A 17,097-nucleotide genomic window follows, 5' to 3' on the forward strand; every position below is an offset into this window, starting at 1 on the left:
TAGTAAATCAATCGCGAGAGGGGGCTGCCAATGTCCGAAGAGCGTCTGGCCAGGCTGGAGGATATGATGGGGCAGCTAATCGGCATGGTGGGGAAGGTTTTAAGCGAACAACATGACATGCGGCAAGAATTGAACGGGATGAAACAGGAAATTGGCGGAGTTAAGCAGGAAGTTGGCGGTGTTAAGCAGGAAATTGGTGATGTTAAGCAGGAAATTGGTGATGTTAAGCAGGAAATTGGTGAAGTTAAGCAGGAAATTGGCGAGGTTAAGCAGGAGATCGATGGGATAAAACAAGTATTAATTAGAGTGGACGAGCGTTTGGAGAGAGTAGGAACCGAGCAGACCCGCTTCAACGACTCCATCCTCTATCTCATAGACAAGTCGACCCAGCACGATCACGATATCCACGTACTCAAGAGGCATATTCTCAAATAATCCCTTCACATAACGAAGGAGCCGCACCCGAAGGCGAGCTCCTTTTTCGTTTGCCGTGTTTACATTTTCGGAAGAACCGACAGTACGAGCGATAAAAACTGCTCCTTCACCCGCTCCGTCGTCTCCACCACCTCTTCGTGGGAGAGCGGCTGATCCAGAATGCCCGCCGCCGCGTTGCTGATGCACGAAATGCCGAGAACCTCGATTCCCGAGTGCCGGGCGACAATGACCTCGGATACGGTGGACATGCCCACCGCATCGGCGCCAAGCGTCCGCAGCATGCGGATTTCGGCCGGCGTTTCGTAGTTCGGCCCGAGCAGGCCGACGTATACTCCCTCTTTAAGCTCGAAGCCGAGCTCTTTGGCGGTTTCCTTCGCGATGCCGCGAAGTCTTCTGCTGTACGCTTCGGACATATCGGGGAACCGGACGCCGAGCGCGTTGTCGTTCGGACCGATCAGCGGATTTCTGCCCGTCAGATTGATATGGTCGGAGATGAGCATCAGATTCCCCGCCGCGAAGTCCAGATTGATGCCTCCAGCCGCATTCGTGACGAGCAGCTTGTCCACTCCGAGCGCCTTCATGACCCGCACGGGCAGCGCCGTACGCTCCGGCTCGTAGCCTTCGTACATATGAAATCTGCCGCGCATCAGCATAACATTGCGCCCCTGCAGTTGGCCGATCAGCAGTTCCCCGGCGTGGCCCTCCACCGTCGAGACCGGAAAATGGGGAATATCCTCGTACGGAATCGTTACCGCATCCTCCAGCTCTTCGCCAAGAACGCCCAAGCCGGAGCCGAGAATCAAGCCGATCTCTGGGCGCACGTCGGTCGTCCTGCGGATAAACGACGCGGCCTCTTCGATCATCGTTTTCGTAATGGCCTGCATGAGATGAATCTCTCCTCTGTTCCTTCGATTATTTCAGCAATTCGAGAAAGCTTGTGCCGTGCGTCTTGAATTCGATCCCGAAATTGTCTGCAACCGTAGCTGCGACGTCGGCGAAGGTCGCCCGGTCCGCCAGCAGGCCGCTCCCCGTATGACTCGGGCTCCAAGCCAGCAGCGGCACATATTCGCGCGTATGGTCGGTTCCGGCGTGAACGGGGTCATTGCCGTGATCGGCCGTTATCAGCAGCAGGTCGGTTTCCTTCATGGCGCCCATCAGCTCGGGAAGCGCGCGATCGAACTCCTCCAGCGCTCTCCCGTAGCCTTCCGGATCGCGCCGATGGCCGTAGAGGGAATCGAAGTCGACCAGATTGGTAAAGAGAAGGCCGCGGAAGTTCCGGCTTAGCTCCTTGATCGTTACTTCAATGCCGTGCGCGTTGCTCTTTGTCGATTCTGCTCTCGTAATGCCCTCGCCGCTGAATATGTCATTGATTTTTCCGACGGATACGACCTCGACCCCTCCGTCCTTCAATGCGTTCAGCACCGTCGGATGAGGCGGCTTCACGGCGTAGTCGTGTCGGTTCGGCGTCCGCTGGAACGCGCCCGGCTTACCCACGTACGGTCTGGCGATCACTCTTCCGACCGAGAACTCGTCCTTCGTCGTCAGTCTGCGGGCGACCCGGCAAGCGTTGTACAGCTCCTCCAACGGAATGACGTCCTCATGCGCAGCCAATTGGAATACGCTGTCCGCGGAGGTATAGACGATCCAGGCGCCGCTTCTCATCTGCTCCGGGCCCAGTTCATCGAGAATTTCCGTGCCGGAAGCCGGCTTGTTGCCGATGACCGGCCTACCCGTCTCGTCTTCGAATTGCTGGATCAGAGCCGCCGGAAATCCGTCGGGAAACGTCCGGAAGGGCTTATCGATGCGCAGTCCCGCCAACTCCCAATGTCCGGTCATCGTATCCTTGCCTACCGACACTTCCGCCATTTTGCCGAAGTAGCCGTTCGGCGCGGATTCAGGCTGCCAGTCCCCCAGCGGCGCAATATTGGCCAGACCCAGCTTGCGCAGATGGGGCAGCGCCAGCCCCGGCGTCTTCTCTACAACATGACCGAGCGTATGCGCCCCCTCGTCTCCGTATTGCTTGGCGTCCGGCAGCTCTCCAATGCCCACGCTGTCCAGCACAACCACCGAAATCCGTTCATATCTCATCTTGTCAATCCCTCTCTTCGAAAGCGATGTCTCTTTAGGTGCCGGGCTTCGCCCCGGCGCGGGGGTGATTGCGTTCGTACACATCGGTAATTCTCGGCTTCACAGAAGTCAAATAAGGCTGCAGCGAAGCCGCGCTGGCAACCCCCAGCATCTCCTGGACCGCTCTCAGATCGGCGCCGTTCTCCAGCAAATGGGAAGCAAACGAATGCCGAAACGTATGCGGCGTCGCATCCATTCCCAGTTGGCCGGCGTATTTTTTTAGCACCTTCCAAATTCCCTGTCGGGTAAGGCGCGCTCCATGCTGATTCAGAAACAAGGCGCCATCCGGATGACTCTTGCGGAGCAGGATCGGTCTCACTTCTTGTACGTATTTGGAAACCCATCGGTTTCCTCCGGCGCCCACCGGCACCATTCTTTCCCTGCCGCCCGTTCCTAAGCATAGCAAAAATCCCATGTCCAGTCTAACGTGATCGACATCCAGCGCCGCCAATTCCGACACCCTCAAGCCGGTGGCATACAGCAGCTCCAGCATCGCTCTGTCGCGGATCCCGGTCGGCTGGCCGACGTCGGGAAGCTCCAGCAGCTTGTCCATCTCTCCCGCTCGAATCGTCTTGGGCGGCTTCTTCTCCGCTCTGGGCGCTTCCAGATGAAGGGTCGGGTCCGTCTCCACAGCTCGCTGAAGGACGAGATACTTGCAGAACGAACGAAGCGCCACGATCCGCCGGGCGATCGTCGAGGACGATCGGCCCTGCGCCCGCATCGCGTTGATGTATGCGGTCAGATGCCGGGCTTTCAACGCTTCCGCGCTGTCCACGCCGTGCCGTTCCAGAAAACTCAGAAAATCGGTCAGATCGGCAAGGTAGCTCCGCTCCGTCCCGCTGGAGACCCGCCTCCGCTCCTTCAGATCTACGAGATATTCGCTTAACCGGTTCCTCAATTCCATGATGAATTCCTTTCCCTTGCCCTGCCTCGTCCGCAGTTGCCGGACTCCATTTACTTCAACGCGAAGCGGCCCATTTCCTCCCGAACGCTACTCCCCCATCCAATAAAACAAGCGCAGACGGTCTCCCGGCGAGACGTTCGGGTCGTTCCCCTCTCCCGTTTTGAACACTTTAAACGCTCTTCCTTCCGGCACTCTGTACGGGTCCTCCGGACGGAGCCAAGCATGGAACCATCCGAAGAAGCCGTGCGCGACGATCGTGAGCGCGAGAAAAAGGAGCGTCACCTGCAGCCGCTCCCACCATCTGTTTAACGGATCCTTCATCGCTCATCTCCCCTTCTTGTCCCGCCCATACTCCACGGTATGAAGAAGAGGCGCCGTTCATGCCTGCGGCCACAAGCTTTCCAAGCTCGTATAAGGCAGGCCTACGGCCTCGGCCACCTGGGGATGAGTGATCGCGCCGCGATAGGCGTTGACGCCCGGCGCAAGCGTCAAATTGTTTTTCACCGTATTCTCGAATCCGCTGAACGCCAGCTGCATCACGTAATCGATCGTCACGTTCGTCAGCGCGAGCGTCGACGTGCGAGGCACGGCTCCGGGCATATTGGCGACCGCATAGTGAATGACGCCGAACTTCTCGTAGATCGGAGCCTCATGCGTCGTCGCCCGGTCGATCGTGGCGATCGATCCGCCTTGATCGACGGCCACGTCGACGATGACCGCGCCCTTCTTCATCGTCTTCACCATCTCCTCGGTCACGAGCCGGGGAGCCCGCGCGCCGGGGACGAGCACGGCTCCGATCAGAAGATCGGCCCGGCGAACCGCATTGGCGATATTGTAAGGGTTGCTCGTAAGCGTGCGCAATCGTCCCTGAAAAACGTCGTCCAAATAGCGCATCCGATCCGCGCTCTTCTCCAGCACGACGACCTCGGCTCCGAGACCGAGCGCCATCTTCGCCGCATTCGTCCCGACGATCCCTCCGCCGATAATGATGACCTCCGCCGGAGGCACGCCCGGGACGCCGCCAAGCAGAACGCCTCTTCCGCCCTGGAACGCCTCCAAGTATTTGGCGCCCTCCTGAACCGACATCCGGCCGGCGACCTCGCTCATCGGCGTCAGCAGCGGGAGGCTTCCGTTGGGAGCCTGTATCGTCTCGTACGCAATCGCGGTCACGCGCCGGTCCGCCAGCGCCCGGGCCAGCTCCGGAGCGGCGGCCAGATGCAAATAGGCGAACAGAATTTGGTCTTCCCGGAAATACGCGAACTCCTCCGGCAGCGGTTCCTTGACCTTGACGATCAGCTCGGCGGCCGCCCATACTTCCGCCGCGCTTGCGGCCAGCCGAGCGCCTGCGGCCGCATACTCGTCGTCGGCGAAGCCGCTCCCTTCTCCGGCGCCTTGCTGCGCGACGACCTCGTGGCCCTGTCTGACCAGCATCTCGCAGCCGGCGGGCGTAAGCGCCACGCGATATTCCTGCTTCTTAATCTCCTTGGGCAGCCCGACAATCATACGATGTTCCTCCCTGCGTCAATCTCGCCTTTCCTTCCCTTACAGTCTCCCCGTCGAACGAAAATATGTGCGGCTCCGCCTCCATGCACCTCGTACGGGAAACTTCCATACCCTACTACAGAATACGGTCTCAAGCACGGTTACGATCCACCCAGGAGGGGATCCTATGAATCCATTGGCAAAGCAGCTCGGCCTGGCATTGAAGCGCAAGCCGACTTCCCGCACGGAGCGAAGAAACATCGTATTCCGCCGGGCGCAGGACTATCGCGACTGCGTCAAGCAGCTTTCTGCGGCAGGCATCCGGCCGCTGAAGAAAGTCGATTCGATGCGCATGATCTGCTGCCGGTGCGATCAAGGAGCCGATTGGAAACGGCTGAGCAGTCATCCGCGCATCGCGCTTGTCGAACGGGATCGCAAAGTTAAAGCCCACGGCCTGGCCCTTCCTCGCCTGCCCTACGCTGCGGCCATCGCCAAAAGTCGCATCCCCTGGAATGTCAATCGAGTGAAGGCCCCGCCCGCCTGGCCGGTCGCCGGCTTCGGCTCCTCGGTTAAGGTTGCCATTCTCGATACCGGCATTGCCCGTCACCCCGACCTCTCCATCGCGGGCGGCGTGAATACGATCACGGGCAAATCGTTCGCCGACGACAACGGTCACGGCACGCACGTCGCCGGCATTGCCGCCGCGACCGGACGAAGAAAAATCGCCGGCGTCGCTCCCAAAGTCGAACTGTACGCCGTTAAGGTGCTGGACGAGAACGGCTCCGGCTACATCTCCGACATTGTGGAAGGCATCGAATGGTGTCTGGCGCGAGACATCCGGATTATGAACATGAGCTTCGGCCTGGCCGGAGATAGCGCCCTGCTCAGAAACGCGATACGGCGAGCAAAGCGCAGAGGCGCGGTCATCGTCGCATCCGCCGGCAACAGCGGTTCCTCCCTCCCCCGGATCGATGCGCCAGCGCGCTACCCGGAGGCGATCGCGGTGGCGGCAACGACGCGGGGAAACCGCGCGGCCAGCTTCTCCAGTCGGGGAGCGGGCATCGATATCGCCGCGCCGGGAGTCAGTATCCTGTCCACCTGGCTCAACGGAACCTATCGCAGGGAGTCCGGAACGTCGATGTCGGCTCCTCACGTGACCGGAGGTGCCGCACTGCTCAGAAGCGTTCGCCCGAGCCTGAGCGCGGCGGAGGTCGCCCGCAGATTAAAAGCGGCAACTCTGCGGATTCCCGGAGGCAAACGGGCGGTCGGACACGGGCTGCTGCAAATCGAGCCGGCAACTCGCTGATCGACTTATTTTCCAGTCCTGAATTGCCGATATATATAAATAGTTGCTGGAATATACAATCTATAGCTGACGGTTAACTGTCGTCGTATTCCAAGTCAAGGAGATTAGGTATGCCCTATGAAAGCTATTCTTGTAGATGATGAAGGACTGGCTCTGAAGGACCTGGAGCGGCAGTTGAATAAAATTGGCGGCATCGAGATTGCGGGGAAATTCCAGAATGCGGCGGAAGCTCTGCAGCAGATCGAGGAGCTTCGCCCCGATGTCGCCTTCCTCGACATTGATATGCCCGAGATTTCCGGACTGGAAGCCGCCGAGAAAATCCATAAAATCAACGAAGAAATCGAAATCGTGTTTATTACGGCCTACCACGAGTATGCGATCAAGGCGTTCGAGCTTGCCGCACTGGACTATGTGCTCAAGCCGATTAATACGGCCAGACTCGCACAGACGATTCAAAGACTGAAGCAGCGCGTTCCGTCCCGTCCTCGCACGAACGAATCGCCCGTGGCCAAGATCAGCTGCTTCAGGCGGCTGAACATCGAATACGGCAAGTCCGAGCCGTTCTCTTGGCGAACCGCGCGGGCTCAGGAGCTGTTCGCCTACATGGTGTACAAGCGCAATCAGCCCGTCCGCAAAGATATATTGCTGGATCTGCTCTGGCCGGATACGGAATACAAAAAGGCGTTTACCCAGTTGTACACAACCGTATACCAGATCCGCAAATCCATCGAGGCGGCCGGCCTGACCATACGGCTTACAAACAGCGGAAGCGACTATTATCTGGACTTGGGCAACAATCGCTACGACGTGCAGGAGTGGGAGAATGGCCGGCTGCTGCTGCCCGATCTGTCTCCAGAGACAGCAGCGGAGCATCTCGCCTGGCTGGAAAGCTATGAAGGCGATTATTTGTCGGAAACCGATTACGTCTGGGCGGAGGGGGAGCGCAAGCGGCTGCGCGATCTGTGGTACAAGCACGCCTACGCCTTGAGCGAAATGTGGAAAACCGCGGGCTGTCGCAAGGAAACGCTCGAAACGTACGAGATGATGCAGCTTAGATTTCCTTTTTCCGAAGAGGTTTATTTCCTGATGATGAAGTTCTATGTGGATAACGGCGAGTCGGGAATGGCCAAGCTCAAGTACGAGCAGCTCTGCAAAATGCTGGAGGACGAATACGCCATCGTCCCGTCGGTCGCCGTGCGCGAGTGGGCGGACGAAGCGTTCGGGAGCTAGAAAAAAAGGCATGCATCCGTCCCCCGGCTGCAGCGGGCGGGATGCATGCCTCTCGTCGTTAGATCAACAGCTTCTCGATATCCGGCCCGATGTCCTGCGGCTGCACCGCCGACTCGTAATGCTTGACCGGCATGCCGCTGCGATCGACGAGAAACTTCGTAAAATTCCATCGAATCTCTCCGCCCGTTGCCGAGGTCAAGTAGGCGAAGAGCGGATCGGCATTCGGACCTGTAACCTCCAGCTTCTCCATCACCGGGAAGGTGACTCCGTATTGGAGACTGCAGAACGCTTCGACCTCGCTCGAGGTGCCGGGCTCCTGACCTCCGAACTGGTTGCACGGGAAACCGAGCACGACAACCCCCCTGTCCTTGTACGCTTCGTACAAGCTTTGCAGTCCGGCGTACTGAGGGGTAAAGCCGCATTCGCTGGCCGTGTTGACGATAAGCAATACCCGGTTCTCGTACTGCCGCAGCGAGACGGCTTCGCCTCCGGCCGTCCGCGTCGAATAATCATAAATGCTCATCATGAACTCCTCCTATCGGTGATGGCGGCAATGCCGCGCCTTGCGCCTTGCGAAGCAAACCGGTGATCTGTTCGCGCAGCCTGTTCGCTTCTCCGGGGGAGACGCCCGCCCGGCAGAATAGCTGCTCCGGAATTTCCCGCGCTTTTTCCTTAAGCCGGACTCCCGCATCGGTCAATTCCGCGATTACGCTGCGCTCGTCCTGCGGATCTCTTGTCCGGGTTATGAGGCCCATTTGCTCCAGCTTCTTAAGAAGCGGCGTCAGCGTTCCGGAATCGAGATACAGCCGCTGGCCTAACCGTTTGACGGTCACCCTTCCTTCCTCCCACAAGACGAGAAGCGCAATGTACTGCGTATAAGTAAGCCCGAGCTTCCTCAGAAGCGGATGATACAGCTTCGTCATTTCTCTGGCGCAGGCATAGATGGCAAAGCACAGCTGGTTGTCCAATTGAAGCGACGAGTCGTTGTCCATTCCCTTCTCCTTTCCGCCGCCGGATCGCCGGAAACGATTGTATGCAATTTAATCGATCTAACTATAGCATTTGCGTTTTTTTCTGTCAAAGAGTTGACTTCTTCATTATATTGTATACAATTCAATTTAGAATGATGTATTAGCGAGTGAAATTTCTATTTCAAGGAGGCTCTCGATATGTCCGTATACGACATCCCCGTCGCGACCGCCAGAGGAGCGGAAACTACGCTGTCCGAGTACAAAGGAAAGGTGATGCTGATCGTGAATACGGCGAGCAAGTGCGGGTTCGCCCCGCAATTCGGCGGCCTGCAGAAGCTGCATGAAGCCTATGCCGACCAAGGGCTGGCCGTCCTCGCCTTCCCGAGCAACCAGTTCGCCAATCAGGAGCCACTCGAGGGCGACGCGCTGGCCGAGCACTGTCAACTGAACCATGGAGTTACATTTCCCTTGTACGCCAAGATTGATGTTAAAGGAGACGGAATTCACCCGCTGTACCGTCATCTCACGAAAGCGGCTCCCGGCTTCCTTGGACTTAGAAGCATCAAATGGAACTTCACCAAATTTCTTGTCGACCGCAACGGCCAAGTCGTCAAGCGCTTCTCTCCCGCCGTCGCTCCGGAACGAATAGAGGCCCACATTCGAAAGCTGCTTTGACGCAGGAACAAGTGTCCCGATATCGAAAAAAGGCGGCTCCCCGACGTATGCGGGAGCTGCCTTTTGCGGTCGCTCGTTTAATTGTCGCCGGATTCTTTCGCTTGGCACTTGGCGCAGACGCCTTGAAAATCCAAACGGTGATCCAGCACGCTGAAACGATATTCCTTCTCCAGCCGTTCCTCCAGCGGTCCGAGCCAGTCTTCCATAATTTCCGACATGGATCCGCATTTGACGCAAATCAGATGATGGTGATGGTGCTTGTTGCTTTCCGTGCGCAGATCGTAGCGCGCCACTCCGTCGCCGAAGTTCATTTTTTCCACGACGTGCATTTCGCTCAGCAGCTCCAGCGTGCGATAGACGGTTGCCAGACCGATCTCGGGCGCTTTATCCTTAACGAGCATAAAGACGTCCTCCGCGCTGAGATGATCCTCTTCGTTCTCGAGCAGCACCCGTACCGTCGCCTCTCGCTGCGGAGTCAGCTTGTAGCCCTGGGACTGCAACTGTTGTTTAATTTTTTCAATGCGGGCTTCCATGGTTTCCCCTCCGGTCGCTGATGCACTTCCCTTCATTATAGGATGAGCCTATTCAATTAGTCAAACCTCATATCAAAATTTAGAAGATAAGGTGGAAACTTCTTGAGCAGAGACGGAAGGCGCGATCCGGTCCAGCAAATTCGGCGAAAGGAACGCTTCGTACAGCGAAGCGACGCAGAGCACGAGCAGCATCGCCGCCGCTACGGCCGTATGCGCCAGAAAAGGCGGCAGCAGCTGGCCCTTCCGTCGGAACAGCCGCTCGCGAACGACGAAATAAGCGAATTTCGCCGCCGACAGGCTGGCGATCATAAGAGCGGGTACGACCAAGGCGTTCCTCGGTCCCGTAGCCAGCAGGAAAAACAGCACGCCCTTCCAGGCGAACTGCTGGGCCAGGACGGCCGCCGCAAATCCGATCAGGACGCCTTTCAGAAAATCCAGAACGAAGACGAAGGGCAATCCGATCACCGACAAGCCGAGAAACCAGATCAGCAGCAGCCATTTCCCGTAAAAGAAGAAGCTCTCCCGGAACGCCAAAGCCGGCGAGACGGCCGATCCCTCGCCCTGACTGCCGGCTTGGGTCAAGTATACGCCGATCGCGTCGGCAAGCTCCTGCTGCTGATCCAGCGTGAACGAATGAACGACCATCGCCCCGAAGATCGCCCCGACCAGAACGAGCACGCCCAAAAACACGTATAAATTCAAATTGTCGCGAGCCGACAAATTCCATAAACGGAAGTTCACGGCGGCCACCCCCTTGTCCATCTTCCAGGCAGATCATGTGCCTAATTGTATGACGGACAAGTCCCGATTATGATTGCCGGATGCGTCCGTAGCTGCCGCCGCTCCCGGACGTGAACGCAAGCTGGCCTTCTCGCGCCCGAACGATCAGCTCCGCGATTTTCTCGCCGGTAACCGCCGAGATTGCCTCGGGAGCTATGCGATGAAGCACGTCCATCTCCGTCCCGACCTCGGCGAACAGCCTTTCGCGCTTGGCCTGCCCGATGCCGGGGAAGAACGACAGCGGCACCTGCGGACGATAGGGCGGCCTGCCCTTCGGATGCGCGGGGCGCTCGCGGTCCGCCAGCTGGGCGATACGTCCCGATACGCCGCGGGTCAGCCGCGCGCTCCCGCAATAAGGGCAGGCGGCGATCTCGCCTTCCGTTTCGGGAACGGTGCGGCGGCAGGCGGCGCACGAGGTTTCGTGATACTTGCCGAGCTCGGGGTGCAGCCCGTAGTTGGCCAATATGCGGCGCCCGTCCTCGCCTTTGAGCGCTTTCGCGAATTCGGCAAAAGAAGGGGTCATCAGCGACAGCTCATTGCACTCCCGGCCGATCATGCCGGGAGAATGAGCGTCGGAATTGGTCAGGAACGGATAGCGGTCGAGCTCCGAGAGCCGTCCGGCCATATCGGAATCCGCGCTCAGTCCGAGCTCCACCGCCGCGATGCCGCCGGGATCGAGCCGGTCTGCCAGGCGGTCCGCCGAGCAGCCCAGCAATCCTCTGTGAGGCGTGAACACATGGGCCGGAATAAGCAGCCCGCCCCTGGCGATCAGCTCGGCCTGCAGCTCCCGGGCCGAGACGCGGATTCGCTGCGAGCTCAGCCGGATGTTGGCGACGCGGGGCATCATCCATTCGGTCCACTCCTGCATCGCCTGCAGGGTGGGCAGATAGCCGAGCAGATGGAACGGGCCGCCTCCCTCTTCCCGAACTTCCATCTCCGCGCCCAGCAGCAGCGTCGTATTCCGGTATCTGATCCCCCCGCCGGGCGTCTCCTCCATCTCTCCGGCATGTAGACATTCGAGAATCTCCTTCTGGACGGCCGGAGAATGACAATCGATGACTCCGATCAGCTCGATGCCTTTACGCTCGGACGCTTCCTCGGCGATCCGGCGAAAAGTCAGATTGCGGCTTCCGCTAATTTTGACCGGCTGTCCGTCCCGGGTTCGGCCGATATGCACATGAAGATCCGCGAAATAAGGGGCCAGCCGTCCGACCGGCACGTTCGCACGCTTGTCGACCATCTTCAGAACGACCCCGTCAACTCGCGCAGGCGCCAGGCGTAGACGGCGAGCAGCGTCTTGGCGTCGCAAATTCGCCCTTCCGCAATATAAGCCAGCGCTTGCTCCAGCGTGACCGCTTCGCAGGTTAGAAACTCTTCCTCGTCCAGATGCGCTTCTCCCGGCTCCAGATCTTCGGTCACGTACAGATGCAGCACCTCCTCCGCGAAGCCCGGAGAGGTGGAGAACGAATGGAGATGGCGGATGCTTCTCGCCCGGTACCCCGTCTCCTCCTCCAGCTCTCGGATCGCCGCCGCCTCCGGCTGTTCCCCCGGATCCAGCTTGCCGGCCGGAATCTCGACCTGGACCTTTTCAAGCGGCTTGCGGAATTGCTCCACGACGAGCATTCTGCCGTCCAACAGCGCCAATACCGCTACCGCTCCCGGATGACGGACGATCTCCCTCGTGGCCGTCTCCCCGTTCGGCAGCGTAACCGTATCCACCTGCAGGGAGATCATCCTCCCTTCGAAAATCGGCTTGCTTTCCACCGTTCTTTCGTAGAACGGATGGAATGACGCTTCTTTTTTTTCGTTCATGAGGAATCCCCCAGTCCTATTCTCGTTCTTGCGAGCATACCTTCAACGTATAAGGAGGCTCGTCCCCTTCGACGGGAGACGCAGCCGATACGAGGAGGACATGCCGTGCTGAAAAAATATGTGGCCCCTGACCGCTTGCAGCTCGTCGGGAAAGCTTGGGAAATCCGCTGCGCGCTTCGCCGGGAGCAGAAGCTGCGCGGAGGCCGCACGCCGCTTGCCTCTCTGCTCGCGGGCGGACGCGCGTCTCCCTGCCGGAATTAAGCAAAAGAGCGGTCCCGCTGCTGCGCAAGCGGGCCAAGGCATAGCAAGAGCGGCGTCCTTAGCCGACAAGCCGAGGCGCCGCCCTTGGCCGCGTTGCTTCGTTTAACGTTTCAGCGTTTCATTTACGATCGCCAGCACAAGCTCGGACGCCTTCACGAGATCGCCGGCCTTGATCTGCTCCTTCGTCGTGTGGATATGCTCGTAACCGACGGCCAGATTAACGGTCGGCACGCCGTTGCCGTTAAACATGTTCGCATCGCTGCCGCCGCCGGAGGAGAAGGTGCGCGGCGTCAGCCCGATCGCCTCGATCGCCGCCTTGGCGACTTGAACGACTTCCGTGCTGTCGTCATGAGAATACGCCGGATAGATCGTCACCGATTCGAAGTCGAACTCCGCCCCGCACTCGCTTGCCGCGCTTGCGACCGCTTCGCGCATCGACCGAACCTGAGCGTCCATTTTCTCCTGCACCTGGCTGCGGGCTTCCGCGTAAATCTTAATCGTATCCACGACGATATTCACTTCGCCCCCGCCTTCGAAGCGGCCGATGTTCGCCGTTGTCTCGCTGTCGATTCTCCCGAGCTTCATCCGCGACACCGCCTTGGACGCCACCTGAATCGCGCTGATGCCGTCCTCCGGATTTACGCCCGCATGAGCCGCTTTTCCCCGAATCGTAATGTACTGACGAGAATTCGTCGGCGCGGAGACGGCGATCGCTCCGATCTCGCCGTTGGAATCAAGCGCATAACCGAACTTGGCCCGCAGGCGGGAGCCGTCCATTGCCCGGGAACCGACCAAGCCCGACTCTTCGCCAGTCGTGATGACGAACTGAACGCCCCCGTGTGCAAGCTTCTGCTCGCGGATCACTCGCAGCGCCTCGAACATCGCCGCCAATCCCGCCTTGTCGTCCGCCCCCAGAATCGTCGTCCCGTCGCTGCGAATATAGCCGTCGTCGTCCAGGCGGGGCTGGACTCCTTTGCCCGGAGAAACGGTGTCCATATGGGAAGTGAACAGAATGGCCGGAACGGACTCCTGCCCGGTGGAAGGCGGAAGCCAGGCAAACAAATTGCCCGCGCCATGGCCGATTTTCCCGGCCACGTCGTCCTCCGACACCTCCAAGCCCAGCGCCTCGAACTTCGCCTTCAATACTTTGCTGATCTCGGCTTCGTGTCTTGTCTCGCTGTCGATCTGCACCAATTCCATAAACTCGGCCACGAGTCTGTCTTTCTGAACCATGATCTTTCCTCCTGAGGTCGTATTCGTTACAATAAGGGTAGAAATAAGCGATAAGAAAGGATGCTTGAGATGAATAGACGCTGGTTCAAAATCGTCATCTACGTCACGTTGTTCGCTATGGTCGTTACGACTTTGTTAATGGGCGTGTCCCTGCTGCAGTAACGGAAGAAAAGCCGAACACTTCGGCGAAGAAGGGAACGATTCTCGATCCGATTTCCTCCACCGAATATTCCTCGCCGGTCAGGCTCTCCAAGGACGTAACGCCGTATTCCGCGATTCCGCATGGCACGATGCCCTGGAAGCCGTCTTCTTCTACGTGCTTCTTCACGTTAAACGCAAAACCATGGCTCGTGACGAAGCCTCTCCGCGTCCGGGCTTTGTTGAATTTGACCCCGATCGCGGCGATCTTCCGATCGCCAACCCATACGCCGGTATACTCCGGCTTCCTCTCGCCTGGAATGCCGAACTCCGCCAGCAGCCTGATGATCGCTTCCTCCAGATTTCTTAGGTATTGATGCAGGTCGAGTCCCGCCGCATCCAAATAAAGCAGGGGGTAGCCGACCAACTGTCCCGGGCCGTGATAGGTAATGTCTCCCCCGCGATCGATCTCGTACACCTCGATTCCCCGCCGGGCAAGCTCTTCCTTGCCGTACAGCAGATGCTCGGGATGACGATCCGTGCCGATCGTGTAGGTGGGAGAATGCTCGAGCAGCAATAACGATTCGCTCCGCTCCTGGCGGTCGATTTCCTTGACGAGCTTTTTCTGCAGCTCCCAGGCATCTCCGTAGTTCAGCCTGGACAGCCACTCCATATTCAGTTCCTTCATAAGCTGAAACCAACCTCCTACCTAACTCCTCCCTTATTGTAGCCGATCTCACCGATCAAGAAAACCCGGCGCACCGCGCTGAAGCGCAATGAGCCGGGCCGTTCCGCGTTAATAGACCTTCGTTTCCAAATCGTAGCTCTCCAGATTTTCCTTCACCCGCTGCAGGAAACGCCCGCAGATGACGCCGTCCAAAATCCGGTGATCGAGCGACAAGCACAGATTCACCATCGAACGAACGCCGATCATGTCGTTGATGACGACGGGGCGCTTGACGATCGACTCGAAGGTAATGATCGCGGCCTGGGGGTAATTGATGATCGGCTGGGTCAGAATCGAGCCGAACGATCCCGTATTGTTCACCGTAAACGTGCCGCCCTGCATATCGTCCAGCTTCAGCTTCTTTTCGCGCGTACGCCGGGCAAGATCGTCGATCTCGTGAGCAAGCCCCGATACATTTTTCTGGTCCGCGTGGCGGATGACGGGGGTGACGACCGAATCCTCCGTCCCGACGGACAGCGAGATATTGATGTCTCGCTTGACGATAATCTTGTCCACCGCCCATACCGAGTTCATAATCGGATAGTCCTTAATTGCGTTGACGACGGCCTTGATCATGAACGGCATATAGGTCAGGTTGATGCCCTCGCGCTTGCGGAAATCGTCCTTCAGCCGGTTGCGAAGCAGGACGAGATTGCTTACGTCGACCTCGATCATCATCCAGCCGTGCGGAATTTCGCTGACGCTTTGCCGCATCCGCGTCGCGATCGTATTGCGGACAGGCGTCACGTCGATAAAATATTCGCCGCGGCCCGGCAGCTCCTGTCCTTCCACCTCGATGGAGGGAATGCGCGGAGACTGGGACAAGTGAATGCCGGACGAGCGCACCGGAACCTTCGGATCCATCGGCTCGATCGGCATCGCCGCAGGAGCGGAGGCCGGAGCCTGTCCCGAACCGGCCGGAACGGCGTTCCCGGACGCTGCCGCTTCCAGCACGTCCTTGCGGGTAATTCGTCCGCCTTCTCCGGTTCCGCGGACATGGGCCAGATCGATGCCGTGCTCCGCGGCCAATCTCTGAACGGCCGGGGAGTAGCGGTGGCGCATCGGAGCGTCGGCGTCGAAGCCGGCCGCTGGCGGAACCGCCGGAGCAGGGCGCGTCGCCCCCGAATGGCGGCTCGGCGATGCCGATCCGTCTAAAGCCGGCCCTCCGGCGGACGCCGCGTTCTCGGCTTCAGCTTCCGTTTCGGTTTCCGCTTCCACCTCCACGAGGCAGATCGCGGCGCCTACCTCGACCGTCTCTCCCGCCCCGATCAGATGCTTGACGAGCTTTCCTTTCACCGTGGACGGAAGCTCCGCATTCACTTTATCGGTAATGAGCTCGCAGATCGGCTCGTATTTATCCATCAGGTCTCCCGGCTGCTTCAACCATCGATCGACGGTTGCCGACACCAGAGATTCCGCGAGTTTCGGCATCGTAATTTCCACTATTTTCTTTGCCATGAGATGCAGTTCCCCTCTCCTAATCCGGTGGTCGGCTTAGTAGCGCGCAAGTTCGAGCATGGCGGCCTTCAGCTTTTCCTTATTCAGCATAAAATGCTTCTCGCCCGGCGAATGATACGTCGTAGCCGGCACGTCCGGACCGCACAAGCGGCGGATCGGAGCGTCCAGATCGTAGAGCAGCTCTTCGGCGATTATCGCGCCGACTTCCGCTCCGACGCCTCCCGTTTTGTTGTCTTCGTGGACGATCAGCACTTTGCCCGTCCGGGAAGCGGCCTCGAGAATGGCTTCGCGATCCAACGGCTGAATCGTCCGCAAGTCGAGAATATGAGCCTCGATCCCGTTCTCCCGAGACAGCTCCTCGGCCGCCTGCATCGCGAAGTGGAGCGGCATGCTATATCCGATGACCGTCAAGTCGCTTCCTTCCCGCATCACTTTCGCTTTCCCGATCGGGACGACGTAATCTCCGTCCGGCACTTCATCGGTGATGAGCCGGTAGCACTTCTTGTTCTCGAAGAAGAGCACCGGATCCGGATCTCGAATAGCCGCCTTCAGCAGCCCTTTCGCATCATATGCCGTGGCCGGAGCCACAATCTTAAGTCCCGGCGTTCCGAAGAAGACCGACTCCGGACACTGCGAATGATAGAGCCCCCCGAATACGCCCGCGCCGATCGGAGCCCGAATGACGACGGGGCAGTCCCAATCGTTATTGGAGCGATAGCGGATTTTGGCCGCTTCGCTGATGATCTGGTTGGTTGCGGGGAACATGAAATCCGAGTACTGCATTTCGGCTACGGGCTTCATCCCGGCCATCGCCGCGCCGATCGCTACTCCGGCGATCGCCGACTCCGCCAGAGGAGCGTCCAGCGCGCGAAGCTCTCCGAACTGCTGCTGCAGCCCCTTCGTCGTACCGAACACTCCCCCTTTCAGCCCGACGTCTTCTCCCATTATGAATACGTCGCTGTCCCGCTCCATCTCTTCCTTCATCGCCAGCCTGATCGCTTCGATATATTCCATTACCGGCATCG

At 58.9% G+C, this 17,097-nt stretch carries 21 protein-coding genes; 6 read left to right on the forward strand and 15 right to left on the reverse strand.

Annotation, left to right across the window (positions count from 1 at the left end):
- The first annotated feature begins 30 nt into the window (after positions 1-30).
- A complete protein-coding gene (locus ACFO3S_RS12910) occupies positions 31-435 on the forward strand; it encodes a hypothetical protein (protein ID WP_378096375.1) in 405 nt (134 codons plus the stop codon).
- A gap of 59 nt (positions 436-494) precedes the next feature.
- Here the strand turns inward: ACFO3S_RS12910 and ACFO3S_RS12915 are convergent, their stop codons facing one another.
- From ACFO3S_RS12915 to ald, 5 genes are all read right to left on the reverse strand, one after another.
- The gene (locus ACFO3S_RS12915) at positions 495-1,319 is read right to left on the reverse strand and encodes a purine-nucleoside phosphorylase (protein WP_378096378.1); all 825 of its coding nucleotides are present in this window, start codon (positions 1,317-1,319) and stop codon (positions 495-497) included.
- A 28-nt stretch (positions 1,320-1,347) separates the two neighbouring features.
- Positions 1,348-2,523: a phosphopentomutase gene (locus ACFO3S_RS12920; RefSeq protein WP_378096381.1), complete on the reverse strand. Its 1,176-nt coding sequence runs from the start codon at positions 2,521-2,523 to the stop codon at positions 1,348-1,350.
- 34 nt (positions 2,524-2,557) lie between these two features.
- Entirely contained in the window at positions 2,558-3,466 is a 909-nt protein-coding gene (locus ACFO3S_RS12925) for a tyrosine recombinase (protein ID WP_378096384.1), read from the reverse strand.
- An 87-nt stretch (positions 3,467-3,553) separates the two neighbouring features.
- Positions 3,554-3,787 carry a DUF4227 family protein gene (locus ACFO3S_RS12930; RefSeq protein ID WP_378096387.1) on the reverse strand — a complete coding sequence of 78 codons (234 nt, stop codon included), beginning with the start codon at positions 3,785-3,787 and terminating at the stop codon, positions 3,554-3,556.
- A gap of 57 nt (positions 3,788-3,844) precedes the next feature.
- On the reverse strand, positions 3,845-4,969 hold the full coding sequence (gene ald / locus ACFO3S_RS12935) for an alanine dehydrogenase (RefSeq protein WP_378096390.1): 1,125 nt from the start codon (positions 4,967-4,969) through the stop codon (positions 3,845-3,847).
- 166 nt (positions 4,970-5,135) lie between these two features.
- Here ald and ACFO3S_RS12940 point away from each other — a divergent pair, with 166 nt between their 5' ends.
- Both ACFO3S_RS12940 and ACFO3S_RS12945 read left to right on the forward strand, forming a co-directional pair.
- Positions 5,136-6,254 (forward strand): S8 family peptidase, encoded by a 1,119-nt coding sequence (locus tag ACFO3S_RS12940; RefSeq protein ID WP_378096393.1) that lies wholly within the window; start codon positions 5,136-5,138, stop codon positions 6,252-6,254.
- A 117-nt stretch (positions 6,255-6,371) separates the two neighbouring features.
- Positions 6,372-7,484 (forward strand): response regulator, encoded by a 1,113-nt coding sequence (locus ACFO3S_RS12945; protein ID WP_378096396.1) that lies wholly within the window; start codon positions 6,372-6,374, stop codon positions 7,482-7,484.
- A gap of 58 nt (positions 7,485-7,542) precedes the next feature.
- Here the strand turns inward: ACFO3S_RS12945 and ACFO3S_RS12950 are convergent, their stop codons facing one another.
- On the reverse strand, positions 7,543-8,007 hold the full coding sequence (locus ACFO3S_RS12950) for a glutathione peroxidase (RefSeq protein ID WP_378096398.1): 465 nt from the start codon (positions 8,005-8,007) through the stop codon (positions 7,543-7,545).
- Positions 7,994-8,476, reverse strand: a complete 483-nt coding sequence (locus ACFO3S_RS12955; RefSeq protein ID WP_378096401.1) for a MarR family winged helix-turn-helix transcriptional regulator — start codon at positions 8,474-8,476, stop codon at positions 7,994-7,996. The genes ACFO3S_RS12950 and ACFO3S_RS12955 overlap by 14 nt, the downstream gene beginning before the upstream one ends.
- Before the next feature lie 177 nt (positions 8,477-8,653).
- Here ACFO3S_RS12955 and ACFO3S_RS12960 point away from each other — a divergent pair, with 177 nt between their 5' ends.
- Positions 8,654-9,130: a glutathione peroxidase gene (locus ACFO3S_RS12960; protein WP_378096404.1), complete on the forward strand. Its 477-nt coding sequence runs from the start codon at positions 8,654-8,656 to the stop codon at positions 9,128-9,130.
- Between the two features lie 77 nt (positions 9,131-9,207).
- On the opposite strand, the gene fur is transcribed toward ACFO3S_RS12960, so the two are convergent.
- The 4 genes from fur to ACFO3S_RS12980 form a co-directional block, all read right to left on the reverse strand.
- Positions 9,208-9,663: a ferric iron uptake transcriptional regulator gene (fur, locus tag ACFO3S_RS12965; protein WP_378096407.1), complete on the reverse strand. Its 456-nt coding sequence runs from the start codon at positions 9,661-9,663 to the stop codon at positions 9,208-9,210.
- Between the two features lie 72 nt (positions 9,664-9,735).
- Positions 9,736-10,404, reverse strand: a complete 669-nt coding sequence (gene spoIIM / locus ACFO3S_RS12970; RefSeq protein WP_378096410.1) for a stage II sporulation protein M — start codon at positions 10,402-10,404, stop codon at positions 9,736-9,738.
- A 67-nt stretch (positions 10,405-10,471) separates the two neighbouring features.
- Positions 10,472-11,683 (reverse strand): endonuclease Q family protein, encoded by a 1,212-nt coding sequence (locus tag ACFO3S_RS12975; protein WP_378096413.1) that lies wholly within the window; start codon positions 11,681-11,683, stop codon positions 10,472-10,474.
- A gap of 2 nt (positions 11,684-11,685) precedes the next feature.
- Positions 11,686-12,255, reverse strand: a complete 570-nt coding sequence (locus ACFO3S_RS12980) for an NUDIX domain-containing protein (protein WP_378096415.1) — start codon at positions 12,253-12,255, stop codon at positions 11,686-11,688.
- Positions 12,256-12,360: 105 nt separating this feature from the next.
- On the opposite strand from ACFO3S_RS12980, the gene mciZ reads away from it, so the two are divergent.
- Complete coding sequence (mciZ, locus tag ACFO3S_RS12985) at positions 12,361-12,516, forward strand: Z-ring formation inhibitor MciZ (RefSeq protein WP_378096418.1); 156 nt, start codon at positions 12,361-12,363, stop codon at positions 12,514-12,516.
- 102 nt (positions 12,517-12,618) lie between these two features.
- On the opposite strand, the gene ACFO3S_RS12990 is transcribed toward mciZ, so the two are convergent.
- Positions 12,619-13,749, reverse strand: coding sequence for a M20/M25/M40 family metallo-hydrolase (locus ACFO3S_RS12990; protein ID WP_378096420.1), 1,131 nt, complete (start codon positions 13,747-13,749; stop codon positions 12,619-12,621).
- 69 nt (positions 13,750-13,818) lie between these two features.
- Here ACFO3S_RS12990 and prli42 point away from each other — a divergent pair, with 69 nt between their 5' ends.
- Positions 13,819-13,911 (forward strand): stressosome-associated protein Prli42, encoded by a 93-nt coding sequence (gene prli42 / locus ACFO3S_RS12995; RefSeq protein ID WP_378096423.1) that lies wholly within the window; start codon positions 13,819-13,821, stop codon positions 13,909-13,911.
- Here the strand turns inward: prli42 and lipB are convergent.
- From lipB to ACFO3S_RS13010, 3 genes are all read right to left on the reverse strand, one after another.
- On the reverse strand, positions 13,874-14,575 hold the full coding sequence (gene lipB / locus ACFO3S_RS13000) for a lipoyl(octanoyl) transferase LipB (RefSeq protein ID WP_378096426.1): 702 nt from the start codon (positions 14,573-14,575) through the stop codon (positions 13,874-13,876). The genes prli42 and lipB overlap by 38 nt on opposite strands.
- A gap of 108 nt (positions 14,576-14,683) precedes the next feature.
- Positions 14,684-16,072 (reverse strand): dihydrolipoamide acetyltransferase family protein, encoded by a 1,389-nt coding sequence (locus ACFO3S_RS13005; protein WP_378096429.1) that lies wholly within the window; start codon positions 16,070-16,072, stop codon positions 14,684-14,686.
- 36 nt (positions 16,073-16,108) lie between these two features.
- The gene (locus tag ACFO3S_RS13010; RefSeq protein WP_378096432.1) at positions 16,109-17,095 is read right to left on the reverse strand and encodes an alpha-ketoacid dehydrogenase subunit beta; all 987 of its coding nucleotides are present in this window, start codon (positions 17,093-17,095) and stop codon (positions 16,109-16,111) included.
- Positions 17,096-17,097: the final 2 nt, after the last annotated feature.

It is taken from the genome of Cohnella hongkongensis, from assembly GCF_042654645.1.
Lineage (GTDB): Bacteria > Bacillota > Bacilli > Paenibacillales > Paenibacillaceae > Cohnella > Cohnella hongkongensis.

Bases quoted from the DNA above. Each gene is read 5' to 3' on its own strand.
- ACFO3S_RS13005 (WP_378096429.1), bottom strand. From the start codon at position 16,072: ATGGCAAAGAAAATAGTGGAAATTACGATGCCGAAACTCGCGGAATCT.
- ACFO3S_RS12915 (WP_378096378.1), bottom strand. From the start codon at position 1,319: ATGCAGGCCATTACGAAAACGATGATCGAAGAGGCCGCGTCGTTTATC.
- ald (WP_378096390.1), bottom strand. From the start codon at position 4,969: ATGATTGTCGGGCTGCCCAAGGAGATTAAGAAGCAGGAATATCGCGTG.
- ACFO3S_RS12930 (WP_378096387.1), bottom strand. From the start codon at position 3,787: ATGAAGGATCCGTTAAACAGATGGTGGGAGCGGCTGCAGGTGACGCTC.
- ACFO3S_RS12975 (WP_378096413.1), bottom strand. From the start codon at position 11,683: ATGGTCGACAAGCGTGCGAACGTGCCGGTCGGACGGCTGGCCCCTTAT.
- ACFO3S_RS12990 (WP_378096420.1), bottom strand. From the start codon at position 13,749: ATGGTTCAGAAAGACAGACTCGTGGCCGAGTTTATGGAATTGGTGCAG.
- lipB (WP_378096426.1), bottom strand. From the start codon at position 14,575: ATGAAGGAACTGAATATGGAGTGGCTGTCCAGGCTGAACTACGGAGAT.
- prli42 (WP_378096423.1), top strand. From the start codon at position 13,819: ATGAATAGACGCTGGTTCAAAATCGTCATCTACGTCACGTTGTTCGCT.
- ACFO3S_RS12950 (WP_378096398.1), bottom strand. From the start codon at position 8,007: ATGAGCATTTATGATTATTCGACGCGGACGGCCGGAGGCGAAGCCGTC.
- ACFO3S_RS13010 (WP_378096432.1), bottom strand. From the start codon at position 17,095: ATGCCGGTAATGGAATATATCGAAGCGATCAGGCTGGCGATGAAGGAA.
- ACFO3S_RS12980 (WP_378096415.1), bottom strand. From the start codon at position 12,255: ATGAACGAAAAAAAAGAAGCGTCATTCCATCCGTTCTACGAAAGAACG.
- ACFO3S_RS12940 (WP_378096393.1), top strand. From the start codon at position 5,136: ATGAATCCATTGGCAAAGCAGCTCGGCCTGGCATTGAAGCGCAAGCCG.
- ACFO3S_RS12920 (WP_378096381.1), bottom strand. From the start codon at position 2,523: ATGAGATATGAACGGATTTCGGTGGTTGTGCTGGACAGCGTGGGCATT.
- ACFO3S_RS12910 (WP_378096375.1), top strand. From the start codon at position 31: ATGTCCGAAGAGCGTCTGGCCAGGCTGGAGGATATGATGGGGCAGCTA.
- ACFO3S_RS12945 (WP_378096396.1), top strand. From the start codon at position 6,372: ATGAAAGCTATTCTTGTAGATGATGAAGGACTGGCTCTGAAGGACCTG.
- fur (WP_378096407.1), bottom strand. From the start codon at position 9,663: ATGGAAGCCCGCATTGAAAAAATTAAACAACAGTTGCAGTCCCAGGGC.
- ACFO3S_RS12955 (WP_378096401.1), bottom strand. From the start codon at position 8,476: ATGGACAACGACTCGTCGCTTCAATTGGACAACCAGCTGTGCTTTGCC.
- ACFO3S_RS12960 (WP_378096404.1), top strand. From the start codon at position 8,654: ATGTCCGTATACGACATCCCCGTCGCGACCGCCAGAGGAGCGGAAACT.
- ACFO3S_RS12925 (WP_378096384.1), bottom strand. From the start codon at position 3,466: ATGGAATTGAGGAACCGGTTAAGCGAATATCTCGTAGATCTGAAGGAG.